15 protein-coding genes are annotated in these 13,488 nt (G+C 72.6%); 8 read left to right on the forward strand and 7 right to left on the reverse strand.

The annotated features are described in order from the left end of the window. The first annotated feature begins 19 nt into the window (after nucleotides 1–19). From I4I81_RS13335 to I4I81_RS13350, 4 genes are read left to right on the forward strand one after another with little or no spacing between them, the layout of a single operon-like run. Entirely contained in the window at nucleotides 20–514 is a 495-nt protein-coding gene (locus tag I4I81_RS13335) for a hypothetical protein (RefSeq protein WP_218616064.1), read from the forward strand. After that, nucleotides 511–1,155, forward strand: a complete 645-nt coding sequence (locus I4I81_RS13340; protein WP_218603941.1) for an O-methyltransferase — start codon at nucleotides 511–513, stop codon at nucleotides 1,153–1,155. Before I4I81_RS13335 ends, I4I81_RS13340 begins: the two co-directional genes overlap by 4 nt. Further along, on the forward strand, nucleotides 1,152–2,318 hold the full coding sequence (locus I4I81_RS13345; protein ID WP_218603942.1) for a CaiB/BaiF CoA transferase family protein: 1,167 nt from the start codon (nucleotides 1,152–1,154) through the stop codon (nucleotides 2,316–2,318). The genes I4I81_RS13340 and I4I81_RS13345 overlap by 4 nt, the downstream gene beginning before the upstream one ends. A gap of 35 nt (nucleotides 2,319–2,353) precedes the next feature. Then, complete coding sequence (locus I4I81_RS13350; protein ID WP_218603943.1) at nucleotides 2,354–3,511, forward strand: acyl-CoA dehydrogenase family protein; 1,158 nt, start codon at nucleotides 2,354–2,356, stop codon at nucleotides 3,509–3,511. Between the two features lie 112 nt (nucleotides 3,512–3,623). On the opposite strand, the gene I4I81_RS13355 is transcribed toward I4I81_RS13350, so the two are convergent. Both I4I81_RS13355 and ctaC read right to left on the reverse strand, forming a co-directional pair. After that, nucleotides 3,624–4,022 (reverse strand): cytochrome c oxidase subunit 4, encoded by a 399-nt coding sequence (locus I4I81_RS13355; RefSeq protein ID WP_218603944.1) that lies wholly within the window; start codon nucleotides 4,020–4,022, stop codon nucleotides 3,624–3,626. A gap of 9 nt (nucleotides 4,023–4,031) precedes the next feature. Continuing rightward, entirely contained in the window at nucleotides 4,032–4,988 is a 957-nt protein-coding gene (ctaC, locus tag I4I81_RS13360) for an aa3-type cytochrome oxidase subunit II (protein ID WP_226363922.1), read from the reverse strand. Nucleotides 4,989–5,125: 137 nt separating this feature from the next. Here ctaC and asnB point away from each other — a divergent pair, with 137 nt between their 5' ends. Together asnB and I4I81_RS13370 are read left to right on the forward strand one after the other, a co-directional pair. Continuing rightward, nucleotides 5,126–7,045, forward strand: coding sequence for an asparagine synthase (glutamine-hydrolyzing) (gene asnB, locus I4I81_RS13365; RefSeq protein ID WP_218603946.1), 1,920 nt, complete (start codon nucleotides 5,126–5,128; stop codon nucleotides 7,043–7,045). An 82-nt stretch (nucleotides 7,046–7,127) separates the two neighbouring features. Continuing rightward, nucleotides 7,128–7,670 (forward strand): dihydrofolate reductase family protein, encoded by a 543-nt coding sequence (locus I4I81_RS13370; protein WP_218603947.1) that lies wholly within the window; start codon nucleotides 7,128–7,130, stop codon nucleotides 7,668–7,670. A gap of 10 nt (nucleotides 7,671–7,680) precedes the next feature. Here the strand turns inward: I4I81_RS13370 and zwf are convergent, their stop codons facing one another. The 4 genes from zwf to I4I81_RS13390 all read right to left on the reverse strand — a co-directional run bounded on the left by zwf (nucleotide 7,681) and on the right by I4I81_RS13390 (nucleotide 11,825). After that, a complete protein-coding gene (gene zwf, locus I4I81_RS13375) occupies nucleotides 7,681–9,180 on the reverse strand; it encodes a glucose-6-phosphate dehydrogenase (RefSeq protein ID WP_218603948.1) in 1,500 nt (499 codons plus the stop codon). Nucleotides 9,181–9,215: 35 nt separating this feature from the next. Further along, nucleotides 9,216–10,142 (reverse strand): carbohydrate kinase family protein, encoded by a 927-nt coding sequence (locus tag I4I81_RS13380; protein WP_218603951.1) that lies wholly within the window; start codon nucleotides 10,140–10,142, stop codon nucleotides 9,216–9,218. Between the two features lie 119 nt (nucleotides 10,143–10,261). Continuing rightward, a complete protein-coding gene (locus I4I81_RS13385) occupies nucleotides 10,262–10,636 on the reverse strand; it encodes a HesB/IscA family protein (RefSeq protein WP_218603949.1) in 375 nt (124 codons plus the stop codon). Nucleotides 10,637–10,730: 94 nt separating this feature from the next. Further along, nucleotides 10,731–11,825 carry a glycerate kinase family protein gene (locus I4I81_RS13390; protein WP_218616065.1) on the reverse strand — a complete coding sequence of 365 codons (1,095 nt, stop codon included), beginning with the start codon at nucleotides 11,823–11,825 and terminating at the stop codon, nucleotides 10,731–10,733. Between the two features lie 33 nt (nucleotides 11,826–11,858). Here I4I81_RS13390 and I4I81_RS13395 point away from each other — a divergent pair, with 33 nt between their 5' ends. Then, nucleotides 11,859–12,482, forward strand: a complete 624-nt coding sequence (locus I4I81_RS13395; protein WP_218603790.1) for a DUF3043 domain-containing protein — start codon at nucleotides 11,859–11,861, stop codon at nucleotides 12,480–12,482. 130 nt (nucleotides 12,483–12,612) lie between these two features. Here the strand turns inward: I4I81_RS13395 and I4I81_RS13400 are convergent, their stop codons facing one another. Next, complete coding sequence (locus I4I81_RS13400; protein ID WP_218603789.1) at nucleotides 12,613–12,813, reverse strand: hypothetical protein; 201 nt, start codon at nucleotides 12,811–12,813, stop codon at nucleotides 12,613–12,615. A 17-nt stretch (nucleotides 12,814–12,830) separates the two neighbouring features. Between I4I81_RS13400 and I4I81_RS13405 the strand changes: the two genes are divergently transcribed. Then, on the forward strand, nucleotides 12,831–13,352 hold the full coding sequence (locus tag I4I81_RS13405) for a bifunctional adenosylcobinamide kinase/adenosylcobinamide-phosphate guanylyltransferase (protein WP_308187777.1): 522 nt from the start codon (nucleotides 12,831–12,833) through the stop codon (nucleotides 13,350–13,352). Nucleotides 13,353–13,488: the final 136 nt, after the last annotated feature.

Raw genomic sequence — 13,488 nt, forward strand, 5'->3', positions numbered from 1 at the left:
CGCGGGCAGGATGCCGGTCGTGCTCCCCACACACCTGTCCCGTTCCCTGGCCGTGGCCGGGCTGCTCGCGCTGACGGCGTGCGGCGCCGCGCCCGCCCCCGCCGCTCCCGCCGCCGCACCCGCCGGGGCCCACTCCGGGCACACCGGGGGCGTCGGCCTCTACGCCGTGCAGAGCGGCCCGCTCGGCGTCGTCGCCACCGACACGGACGGCCACCTGCTCTACCGCTCCGACGCCGACTCCGCCGACCCGCCCACGTCGACCTGCACCGGTGCCTGCGCACAGACGTGGCTGCCGCTGACCGTGGCCGACGGGGCGGAGCCGGAGCTGCTCGGCGTCGACGAGGAACGGGTCGGGCGCCTGCCCCGCCCCGACGGCGACGACCAGCTCACGCTCGCCGGCTGGCCGCTCTACCACCACGTCGACGACACCGGCGGCCTCACCGACACCGGGCAGAACGGTGCGGACGGCACCTGGTTCGCGGTCACGCCCACCGGCGAGAAGGTGACGCCGTGAGCTGGGACGAGGTGGACGACTACTACACCGGCCTGCTCCTCGACGAGGATCCCGCCCTCGACGCGGCGCTGGAGGCCAACGCCGAGGCGGGCCTGCCCTCGATCGACGTGTCGCCCGCCCAGGGCAAGATGCTGCACCTGCTGGCCCGCGCGATCGGGGCGCGGCGGATCCTGGAGGTGGGCACGCTCGGCGGCTACTCCACGATCTGGCTGGCGCGCGCGGTGCAGCCGGAGGGCAGTGTCGTGACCTGCGAGATCGACCCGCACCACGCGCAGGTCGCCACGGCCAACATCGCCCGCGCCGGGCTCGCCGACACCGTCGACGTCCGGGTCGGCCCGGCGATCGACACCCTCGCCGGGCTCACCGGCCCGTTCGACCTGGCGTTCATCGACGCCGACAAGGCCTCCAACGCCGAGTACTTCGCGCACGCGCTGCGCCTGTCGCGGCCCGGCGGGGTGATCGTCGTCGACAACGTGGTGCGCGGCGGGCGGGTCGTCGACGGGGCGAGCACCGACGCCGCCGTCGTCGGCACCCGGCGGTTCGCGCAGGCGCTGGCCGCCGAGGAGCGCGTCGACGCCACGGTGATCCAGACCGTCGGCAGCAAGGGGCACGACGGGTTCGCGCTGGCCGTGGTCCGGTGACCGGCCCGCTCACCGGGATCACCGTCGTCGCGCTGGAGCAGGCGGTGTCCGCGCCGCTGGCCAGCCGGACGCTCGGCGACCTCGGCGCACGGGTGATCAAGATCGAGAACCCGCGCGGCGGCGACTTCGCCCGGCACTACGACGACGTCGTGCGCGGTTCGGCGGCCCACTTCGTCTGGGTCAACCGGGGCAAGGAGTCGGTCACGCTCGACCTCAAGGACCCCCGCGGCCTCGACCTGCTGCACCGGTTGCTCGACCGGGCCGACGCACTCGTCTCCAACCTCGCGCCCGGTGCCGCGGACCGCCTCGGCGTCGGACCCGACGACCTCGCGGAACGGCACCCGCACCTGGTCGCCGTCGAGATCTCCGGGTACGGGCCGGGCGGCCCGCTGTCGGACAAGCGGGCCTACGACCTGCTGGTGCAGGCCGAGTCCGGGGCGTGCTCGATCACCGGCACCGAGGGCGCGCCGGCGAAGGCCGGTCCACCGGTCGCCGACACCTCCAGCGGCCTCTACGCCGCGATCGCCGTGCTCGCCGGGTTGTTCCGGCGGCAGGCGGGCGGTCCCGGCGGATCCACCCACGTCGCCATGCTCGACGTGATGACCGAGCTCATGGGCTACGCGCTGACCCACACGCAGCACAGCGGCGTCGAGCAGCAGCCGCAGGGCATGGGCTCCCCCGCGGTCGTCCCGTACGGGGCGTTCGCCACCGCCGACGGCCACACCGTCGTCCTCGGCACCACCAACGACGCCGAGTGGCGACGGCTCGCCCGCGACCTGCTCTCCCGCCCCGACCTCGCCGACGACCCGCGCTACGCCACCGCGGCCGGGCGGGTCGCGCACCGCGCCGAGCTCGACGCGCTGGTGGCCGGCTGGTGCACCCGCACCGACCTCGCCGAGATCCAGGCCGCCGCCGACGCCGCGGGCATCGGCAACGCCCGCCACAACACCACCAGCGACGTGCTGGCGCACCCGCACCTCGCCGCGCGCGGCCGATGGGGCGAGGTCGACACCCCCGGCGGACCCGTCCCCGCACTGCTGCCCCCGCTCGGCGACCGCCTCGACCCGGTCCCGGCACTCGGCGAGCACACCGGCGCGGTGCTGCGCGAGCTCGGCGTGACCGACGTCGACATCGCCGCGCTGCGCGCCGACGGCGTCATCTGAGCGCGGACGCCGGTACCGGCCGGTAGGTTGCCGCCATGGACGCCGATGACCTGGCCGACGTGCTCGCCGCGGTGCGCACCTTCGTGCGCAACGAGGTGGTGCCGATCGAGGAGCAGATCGACGCGAACGACGAGATCCCCGCGGGCGTCGTCGCCGCCTGCAAGGACATGGGGCTCTACGGGTTCGCGATCCCGGAGTCCTACGGCGGGCTCGGCCTGAGCATGCACGAGGAGGCGCAGCTCGCGTTCGAGCTGGGCTGGACCACCCCCGCGCTGCGCTCGCTGTTCGGCACCAACAACGGCATCGCCGGGCAGGTGCTGATCCTGGGCGGCACCGAGGAGCAGAAGTCGTCGTGGCTGCCGCGGCTGGCGTCGGGCGAGGTCACGGCGTCGTTCGGGCTCACCGAGGCCGACGCGGGTTCCGATCCGTCGACACTCGCCACCACCGCGCGCCGCGACGGCACCGACTGGGTGCTCAACGGCTCCAAGCGCTACATCACCAACGCGATCGTCGCCGACGTGATCATGGTCTTCGCCCGGACCAACCCCGACGCCGTCGGCAACCGCGGGATCTCCACCTTCCTCGTCCCGGCCGGCACCCCCGGCCTGACCTGCGGCCCGCGCGACCACAAGATGGGCCAGATGGGCACCTGGACCTCCGACGTCTTCCTCGACGACGTCCGCGTCCCGGCCGAGGCACTCGTCGGGGGCGAGGACGGGCTCGACGTCGGCTTCCAGACCGCCGCGAAGTGCCTCGCCCACGGCCGCGCGCACATCGCCGCGCTGTGCGTCGGCATGGCGGGACGGCTGGTGCACGAGTCGGTCGAGTTCGCGAAGACCCGCGAGCAGGGCGGGAAGCCGATCGCGTCGTTCCAGCTGATCCAGGGCCTGATCGCCGACTCCGTCACCGACCACTACGCCGGCCGCGCCCTGATCCTCGACGTCGCCCGCGCCTACGACGCCGGGACCGACCAGGTGCAGGGGCCGTCGGCGGCGAAGTACTTCTGCTCGGAGATGGTCGGGCGGGTGGCCGACCGCGCGGTGCAGGTGCACGGCGGCGCGGGGTACATCCGCGGCGTCCCGGTCGAGCGCTTCTACCGCGACGCCCGGCTGTTCCGGATCTACGAGGGCACCAGCCAGATCCAGCAGGTGATCATCGCCAGGCAGGCGCTGGGCCGGGCCGCCCGCGCCTGACGCCCGCGCATCCTTCGGGGATTCGCGGGCGTCCGGGCGTGCGCGGGAGCCGGACGATGCGTGAGACCGGGCGGACGGCGCACACCGGGCGGTCCGGGCCGACCGGACGGACCTAGTGGGCCTCGGGCCGGATGTGGTACTCGAAGACCAGTCCACCGACGGCCATCAGCAGCATGATGCCCGCGATGACCAGCGCCCAGATGTAGAAGAACGCGAGCGAGATGCCGACGAGTGCGGCGCACGCGGCCACCGTGATCGGCCAGTAGCTGCCGGGCGAGAAGAAGCCGACATCACCGGCCCCATCGGACACCTCGGCGTCCGGGTTGTCCTCGGGGCGCTCCTCCAGCCGCCGTGAGACGAACCGGAAGTAGGTGCCGATGATCAGCGTCAGCCCGCCGGTGAGGAACAGCCCGGCGACGCCGACCGGCTCCTGGGCCAGGACCGCGTAGACGATCCCCAGGATGAAGACGGTGACGGTGACGATCTCGAAGAGTCGCGACTCGACCTTCATGTCCGGACCTCAGTTCCCGGCGGCGATCGTGCCGGACGGCTCGCGCGCGGCTCGATCGGTGTTGTACGGAACGGTCATCGTGGCGGCCGGCTCGCAGTCGACGCCGCAGCCGAGCTCGCCGAGCGCCTCGCCCGCGGTGTAGCCCGCGCCGGTGGCCGGGTTGATCTGGCCGCGCAGGGTGAGCCACTGGTCGAACAGGTCCTGCGGCAGCGCGCGGACCTCGAAGTTCATCTGCGAGTGATACGTGCCGCACAGCTCCGCGCAGCGCCCGACGAACGTGCCCTGGCGGTCGATCTGGTCGATCTGCCAGACGTTGTCCTGGTTGTTCTTCTCCGGCATCGGGAAGACGTCGCGCTTGAAGAGGAACTCCGGCACGAAGAAGCTGTGGATGACGTCGCTGGAGGCCTGCGTGAACTGGATGCTCGCCTCGGTCGGGAGCACCAGCAGCGGGATCGTGGCGCTGTCGCCCAGCGTGCTCACGGGCTCGCCGTCGGGACCCTGCGCGTCGGGGTAGGTGAACTCCCAGTTCCACTGGAAACCGCGGATGTCGACCGCGAGGTCCGGGTTCGGGTTGTCGGTGTCGACGTAGTTCTGCACGCTGACGGTGAACCCGAACAGCACCGCCACGATGATGGTCGGGATCACGGTGAACGCGATCTCGACGGGCAGGTTGTACTGGGTCTGGCGCGGCGGGGTGTCGTCGTCACCCTTCTTCTTGCGGTGGAACGCCACCGCCCAGAACATCGCACCCCAGGTGACGGCCCCGACGACGAGCGCCGCGATGGCCGACCAGGTCCACAGCTCGCGCATGGCCTCGGCCTGCGGCGTGACGCCGCCCGGCCACCCGAAGCGGATGACGTCCTGCACCGAACATCCGGTGGTCAGCGGCACGATCAGCGCGGCCAGAACGGCGAGCTTGACCGCCCGCGCCCGACCCGGGTGCGCTCCGTGGTGTGCTCGGCCCACTGCTCGCCGCCTCCCCTTTTTGCTCAGTGCTGGTACGTCTTTCGACCGCGCGTAGAGACTAGCCGAGCAAAGTCTCCGCGCGCCTGTCGGGTGCGTCGCCGCGGGGTCGGCGCCGGGCGTGGGCATACTGACGCGCTGTGTGCGGACTGCTCGGACTCCTGACCTCCGAAGCCGATGCCCCGGATCGGGTGGGCGCGGTGGGCGACGCCATGGCGTGCGCCCGGCACCGCGGGCCCGACGAGAGCGGCACGTGGCACGACGCCGACGTCGCGTTCGGCTTCAACCGGCTCGCGATCATCGACATCGAGCACTCCCACCAGCCGCTGCACTACGCCGACGGCCGGTACACGATCGTCTTCAACGGCGAGGTCTACAACTACCTCGAGCTGCGGGCGGAGCTCGCCGCCGAGCACGGCGCGGAGTTCGCCACCGACGGCGACACCGAGGCCGTCGTCGCCGCGTACCACCACTGGGGCCCCGACGCGGTGCGCCGCCTGCGCGGCATGTTCGCGTTCCTGATCTGGGACAGCCACGAACGGGTGGTCTTCGGGGCGCGCGACCCGTTCGGGATCAAGCCGCTGTTCGTCGCGTCCGGCCCGGCGGGCGTCGCGTTCGCGAGCGAGAAGAAGAGCCTCCTCGCGCTCGCCCCGGCCCTGGGTCTCGACGGTCACGGCGGGGTCGCCGCCGACATCGACCCGGTCGCCCTGCAGCACTACCTGACCCTGCAGTACGTACCCGAGCCCGCCACGATGCACCGTTCGGTGCGCCGGGTGGAGTCCGGGTCGCACGTCACGGTCCGCCCGGGCGGCGAGGTGGAGCACGAGCGCTACTTCACCCCGGTGTTCACCGGCCGCGGGCCCACCGGCCCCGCACTGCACTCCCGCATCGCCGACGTCCTGCGCGGCTCGGTGGCCGCGCACATGCGCGCCGACGTCACGGTGGGCGCGTTCCTCTCCGGCGGCATCGACTCCACCGCGATCGCCGTGCTGGCCAAGGAGCACAACCCCGACCTCATCACGTTCACGACGGGCTTCGAGCGGTCCGGCTACTCCGAGGTCGACGTCGCGGCGGAGACTGCGGCGTCGATCGGCGTGCGGCACGTCGTCCGCACCGTGAAGCCCGACGAGATGATGGACGCGCTGCCGAGCATCGTCTGGTACCTCGACGACCCGGTCGCCGACCCGGCGCTGGTCCCGCTGTGGTTCATCGCGCGGGAGGCCCGCGAGCACGTCAAGGTCGTCCTGTCCGGGGAGGGCGCCGACGAGCTGTTCGGCGGCTACACGATCTACCACGAGCCGGTGTCCCTCGCCGCGTTCGAACGGGTGCCCGGCTCGCTGCGGCGGCTGCTGGGCCGCACGTCGGTCCGGCTGCCGGAGGGCATGCGCGGCAAGGACCTGCTGCGCCGCGGCGCGATCCCGCTGGAACAGCGCTACTACGGCAACGCACGCATCTTCCGCGACGACCAGCTCGCCGGCGTGCTCCGCCGCTACGACCCCCGTCGCTCGCACACCGACATCACCGAGGGCCACTACCTCGCCTCGCGGCACTGGGACGCGGTCGCGCGGATGCAGCACGTCGACCTGTTCACCTGGCTGCGCGGCGACATCCTGGTCAAGGCCGACAAGATGACGATGGCCAACTCGCTCGAGCTGCGGGTGCCGTTCCTGGACCCCGAGGTGTTCGAGGTCGCGCGCGAGCTGCCGCGCTCGGAGAAGCTCGCCGGCGGCACCACGAAGTACGCGCTGCGCCGCGCGCTCGCCGATATCGTGCCGTCGCACGTGCTGAACCGGAAGAAGCTCGGGTTCCCGGTGCCGATCCGGCACTGGCTGCGCGACGAGATGTACCGGTGGGCCTGCGACATCGTCCGCGACTCCCAGGCCGACCACCTCATCGACCTGCACGCCGTGCGGGCCCTGCTCGACGCCCACCGCGACGGCCCGATCGACCACAGCCGCCGCATCTGGACGCTGCTGGTGTTCCTGATCTGGCACGGGATCTTCGTGGAGGACCGGATCCGGCCGGCCATCGCCGAACCGGTGCATCCCGTTCGCCTCTAGATCTCTCCTCGCGGGCACCGATGAGTCCGGGTGGTGTGCGACGTCTCCACCGTGACACCGACACAACGCCACGGAGGACCCCATGAGCAGGATCATCGCCGGACTCTTCACCTCGGTCGACGGCGTCGTCGAGGATCCGCAGGACTGGCACTTCCCCTACTTCGACGACGAGGTGGGTGCCGTGGTCGGCGGGCTCATGCAGCCGCGGATGCTGCTCGGCCGCGTGACCTACTCCGGCTTCGCCGAGCACTTCGCGCCGCTGGCCGGCGAGGAGTTCGCCGACCAGATGGCCGCTCCGCCGAAGTTCGTCGTCTCCAGCACGCTCGAGTCCGCGGAGTGGGGCAACGCCACGGTCCTCGGCGCCGACTGGGTCGATCGGCTGCGCGAGATCAAGGCCGGTGACGGACCCGACCTGGGTATGAGCGGAAGCGTCACCCTCATCCACTCGCTGATCGCCGAGGGCCTGCTCGACGAACTGCACCTGATCGTGCACCCCGTCGTGGTCGGCGGCGGGCGCCGTCGCCTGTTCCCCACCGGCACCGGGTCCTTCCCGCTGCCGGTGGCGTCGGTGACGCCGCTGAAGAACGGCTCCGTGCACGTCGTGCACACGCCGGCCACGCGCTGACCCTCCGGGCTCAGGGCTTGAGCTTGTCCCGCCACACGCGCTCGAACGGCAGCCGCCAGGCGTGCGGGGTGATCAGCTGGTGGATCGCGTTCGGTCCCCAGCTCGCCTCCCCGTACGGCTTCACCGGCGGCGGGTCGTCGAGCATCGGCTGCGAGCGCTCCCACAGGCTCTCGATGCCGTCGGCGGTGGTGAACAGCGTGTGGTCACCGCGCATGGCGTCGAGGATCAGGCGTTCGTAGGCCTCCAGCGTGTCGCCGGAGTGCTCCCCCTCCTGCGAGGAGAACTGCATGGAGAGCTTGTCGAGCTTCATCCCGGGCCCGGGCCGCTTGCCGTAGTAGGACAGCGAGACCTTCGACTCGTCGGCCAGGTCGAACGTCAGGTGGTCCGGACCCGACGCGCCCACACCGGAGTTCGCCGGGAACATCGTCCGCGGCGCCTCCTTGAACGCGATCGAGATGATCCGCTGGCCCTGGGCCATCTTCTTGCCGGTGCGCAGGTAGAACGGCACGCCCGCCCAGCGCCAGTTGTCGAGCTGGGCGCGCAGGGCGATGAAGGTCTCGGTGTCGGAGTCGCGCGCGACGCCGGGCAGCTCGCGGTAGCCGGTGAACTGCCCGCGCACCACGTGCTGCGGCTGGATCGGCAGCAGCGAGCGGAAGACCTTGTTCTTCTCCTCGCTGATCGGCCACGGCTCGAGTGCGGTGGGCGGCTCCATCGCGACGAACGCCAGCACCTGGAACAGGTGGGTGACCACCATGTCCTTGTAGGCGCCGGTGGACTCGTAGAAGTTGGCGCGCTCGTCCAGGCCCAGGGTCTCGGGCACGTCGATCTGGACGTGGTCGATGAAGTTGCGGTTCCAGATCGGCTCGAACAGCCCGTTGGCGAAGCGCAGCGCGAGGATGTTCTGCGCCGCCTCCTTGCCCAGGAAGTGGTCGATGCGGAAGATCTGCGACTCGGTGAACGTCTCGTGCACCTCGTCGTTGAGCCGGACCGCGCTGGCCAGGTCGGTGCCGAACGGCTTCTCCATCACCACGCGCGAGCGCTCGACGAGCTTCGCCTGGTCGAGCATCGTGATGACGTCGAGCGCGGCCTTCGGGGGCACGCTGAGGTAGTGCAGCCGCAGCGGGTCGTCGAGATCGGCCTCCGCTGCGGCGACGGCCTCGGCGAGCGCCTCCGGACCGGCCGTCACCGACACGTAGCGCAGGTTGCCCGCGAAGGCCTCCCACTGCTCCGGCGTGGGCTTGTGGGTGCCGAACTCGAAGACGGCCTGGCGGGCGAACGCGCGGAACGCGTCGTCGCTCATGTCCTCCAGCGACGACCCGACCACCCGGATCGACGGGGCCAGCGCCGACGCCGCGAGGTGGGTGAGACCCGGCAGCAGCTTGCGGCGCGCCAGGTCCCCCGTGGCCCCGAACAGGACGACGACGTGCGGGGCGATGAGCTCGGACCCCGGCCCGTAGGGCCGCGATCCGGTGGCGGGATACGCGATCGTCTGCGGACGATGTTCCGACATGCGGCGCATCCTGCCAGCCGGAGACGGCCCCGCGGTTACGCCGGGAGGACCGTTTCGATGTCGGTGGCCGCGTCGGGGCCGTAGGCGTCGCGCAGGCGTTCCAGGCCGTGCGCGCGGTCCCACGGCCACTCCTGGCCGCCGTCGTGCTCCAGCACCTGCACGGCGATCAGCGAGCCGAGCTGCGCGGCGCGCTCGAGCGAGAGACCGCCCGCGGTGGCGGCGAGGAAGCCGGCGCGGAAGGCGTCGCCGACGCCGGTGGGGTCGACCTTGCCGGTCTCCGGCACCACACCGATCTTCAGCTCGCCGACCTCGCGGCCGGAGATCTGCACGCCGTGCTCGCCGAGCGTGGTGATCCGGATGTCGACGCGCTCGGCGACCTGGGCCTCGGTCCAGCCGGTCTTCTGCTGGAGCAGCTCCCACTCGTAGTCGTTGGTCATGAGGTAGCGGGCGCCCTCGACGAGCTGCCGGATGCCGTCGCCGTCCATCCGGGCGACCTGCTGGGAGACGTCCGCGGCGAACGGCGTGCCCGCCTCGCGGCACTCACCGGTGAGCTGGACCATCGCGCCGGGGTCGCTCGCCCCGATCAGGACGAGGTCGACGCGGTCGGCGAAGTCGGCGAGGTGGATCTGCCCGGAGCGGGCCATCGCACCGGTGTAGAACGAGCCGATCTGGCGCATGTCGTCGTCGGTGGTGCAGACGAAGCGCGCGGTGTGCACGTCGTCGCAGACCAGGATCGCCGAGCAGTCGACGCCGTGGGCCTCCAGCCACTCGCGGTACTCCGCGAAGTCGGCCCCGACGGCACCGACGAGCAGCGGCGACTGCCCGAGCACGCCCAGACCGAACGCGATGTTGCCCGCCGAGCCGCCCTTCTTGATGACGAGCCCGTCGACCAGGAAGCTCAGCGACATCCGGTCGAGCTGGTCGACGACCATCTGGTCGGCGAACCGCCCCGGGAAATGCATGAGGTGGTCGGTGGCGATGGATCCGGTCACGGCGATGGGCACGGGAGGGGACCCTACCTCGCCCGGACGCACGGGACCCCGGTCGCGAAGGGCGACCGGGGTCCCGGGTGGCGCAGGACTCAGTTGAACGAGTCGCCGCAGGCGCAGGAACCGCCCGCGTTCGGGTTGTCGATCGTGAAGCCCTGCTTCTCGATGGTGTCGACGAAGTCGATGACCGCGCCCTGCAGGTACGGCGCACTCATCCGGTCCACCCCGACCTTGAGGCCGTTGTAGTCCCGGAACAGGTCGCCGTCGAGGGAACGGTCGTCGAAGAAGAGCTGGTAGCGCAGGCCCGCGCAGCCTCCGGGCTGGACGGCGATGCGCAGGTGCATGTCGTCCCGGCCCTCCTGTTCGAGCAGGAGGCGGGCCTTGAGTGCGGCGGCGTCGCTGAGTTCGACCCCGTGCGTATCGGTCTCGACGGCCGTGTCGGTCGTGACGGTGTTCTCGACGGTCATGGCTCTCCCAACAACGAACGATGCGGTGCGCATTCCAGTGTAGGCCCACTCGGCGGGATCTTCCGTCCGGTGACGGCGATCACCGGACACCGCGTCATCGACTCCACTGCCGCGCCACCCGGGCGGCCAGCGCGGCCAACGTGCCCGAGGGGTCGGCCATCGACGCCTCGACACCGCCCGCGTCCTCGGCGACCGAGTACGCGGAGTCGACGCCCGCCGCGCCCGCCTCGCGCCGCCCGACCGACACCTGCCCGGCGAGCACCAGGCACGGGATCCCGCGGTCGGCTGCGCCGCGGGCCACGGTGGTGACGAGCTTGCCGCGCAGCGACTGCCAGTCGAAGCTGCCCTCGCCCGTCACGGCGAGGTCGGCGGTGTCGAGCGCGGCGTCGAGGCCGACGAGGTCGCGCACCAGCCCCGCTCCGGACACCCGCCGCGCACCCAGCGCGAGCAGCGCCGCCCCCAGCCCGCCCGCGGCACCCGCGCCCGGTTCGTCGCGGACGTCGCGGGGCAGCAGGTCGGCGAACGCGGCGAGTGCGGCGTCGAGGTCGGCGACCGCGGCCTCGTCGGCCCCCTTCTGCGGTCCGAAGACCGCGGCGGCGCCGTGCAGGCCGAGCAGGGGGTTGTCGACGTCGGCGGCCGCGACGAGCCGGACACCGGCCAGGTCGGGGGCGCCGTCGAGCCGCGCCGCACCCACCGGGGCACCATCGGGTACCGGCTCTCCCCTGTCGTCGACCGTGCGGGCGCCCAGCGCGGCGAGCATCCCCGCGCCGCCGTCGGTGGTGGCCGACCCGCCGAGCCCCACGACGACCTCGGCCATCCCGGCGTCGCGGGCGTCGGCGATCAGCTCCCCCACGCCCCGGGTGCTCGCGCGGCGGGCCGTGGCGGGGGTCCGGTCGGTCACCAGGTGCAGACCGCAGGCGGCGGCCGACTCGACATAGGCGACGCCGTCGATCTCCAGCCAGCGGGCCTCGACGGGAACCCCCAGCGGCCCGGTGACGGTGCGCTCGTGCCAGGTGCCGCCGCGGGCGGTGTGCAGGACGTCGACGAACCCGGTGCCGCCGTCGGCGAGCGGGAGGAGGGTGAGCACGTCGTCGGGGGCGACGGAGCGCCAGCCCGCCGCGATCGACACCGCCGCACCCGTGGCGGTCAACGTCCCGCCGAAGGAGTCCGGGGCCACGACCACCTGCACGACGGCGACACTAGTGGCACGTAGTCTGGATATGTGAGGTTTCTCCGCTCGAAGCCGGCCGACTCCGACGACCCGACCGCCGGCGTGTCCGCGACCGGGCCCGAGACCGTCCGCGTCGGCGGCAAGGGCCGCCCCACGCCCAAGCGGCGCGAGGCCGAGACGAAGCGCCGCGGCCCGGCCCCGCCGCCGCCGCGCACCCAGCGCGAGGCGTCGAAGCTCGCGCGGGCCAACCGGCCCGACAAGTCCGTGCGCCGCGCCGAGGCGATGGAGCGCCGCGAGCGGATGGCCGCGGGCGACGAGAAGTTCCTCATGCCGCGCGACCGCGGGCCGGTCAAGGCCTACGTGCGCGACGTCATCGACTCCCGGCCGCACCTCATGGGCCTGTTCATGCCGCTGGCGATCATCGTGGTGCTCTCGCTGCTGATCCCGATCCCGCAGGTGCAGTCCTACCTGAGCCTGTTCAGCCTCATCGCGCTCACCACGATGATCATCGAGGGCATCTTCCTCGGGGCGTCGATCACGAAGAAGGCCCGCGCGAGGTTCCCGGAGGAGAAGATCGGCGGGCTGGGCACCGGCTGGTACGCCTTCACCCGCGCCTCCCAGCTGCGCCGTCTGCGCATCCCGAAGCCGCGTGTGGAGCGGGGCGCGAACCCCTGACCGCCGGGACGGTGATCGGGGGCCCGGTCCGGCACCCGTGATCAACGTTCTGGAACCGGCGGCGGGCTCCGGCCCGCTCCTCGTACCGAGACGGTGACCATGGCTGTGGCGGCGGCCCGGCCGGCCCGGCTCAGGTGCCGTCCTGCAGGCTCATCGGGCCGTAGACCTCGTCCTCGCCGTCGAGCAGGACCACCGCGTCGACGCCCGCCTCGCGCAGCTCGGGCCACAGGTCGGAGAACCACGCCTCGGCCTCCGCCTGGTCGTCGAACCGCTCGTCGGGACCGTCGACGGGCGACGCCTGCGCGTCCAGGTACCTCCACCGGAATGCCACGGGCCTATCGTGCACCGGTGATCACGCTGGTGCTCGGCGGGACGCGGTCGGGCAAGTCCGGGTACGCGGAGCACCTGCTGCCCGCCGACGCCCCCGTCCGCTACCTCGCCACCGCCGCCCGACGTCCCGGTGACGCGGAGTGGGACGCCCGGCTCGACGCCCACCGCGCCCGTCGCCCGGCCGCGTGGGAGACCGTCGAGTCGCCCGACGTCGCCGCACTCGTCCGCGCCGGGGGCGGGCCGCTGCTGGTCGACGACCTCGCCACCTGGATCACCGGGGTCCTCGACGACACCGGTGCGTGGGAGTCCCCCGTCGTGCCCCCGGCCGTCGGCGACCGCGTGTCCGCGCTGGTCGACGCCGTGGCCGCGGCCCCGGGGCGGGTGGTGCTGGTGTCGGCGGAGGTCGGGCTCGGGGTCGTACCCGCCACCCGCTCGGGCCGGGTGTTCCGCGACGAGCTGGGCGCGCTGAACGCCGCGCTCGCCGCGGTGGCCGACGAGGTCGTGCTGCTCGTGGCCGGGCTGACGCTGCGACTGAAGTAGCCCGGGTGATCGTTCCGAGGTGCGGACCGTGGCGCCGCCCACGACCGTCGGCAGCAGCTCGCGACGATCACCGTCGGACCTGCCCCCGGGTGATCGTTGCGAGGTGGGCGTGGGCGCCGTGGCGGCAGCGATCGGG

Origin of the sequence: Pseudonocardia abyssalis (assembly GCF_019263705.2) — a bacterium.
Classification (GTDB): Bacteria; Actinomycetota; Actinomycetes; order Mycobacteriales; family Pseudonocardiaceae; genus Pseudonocardia; species Pseudonocardia abyssalis.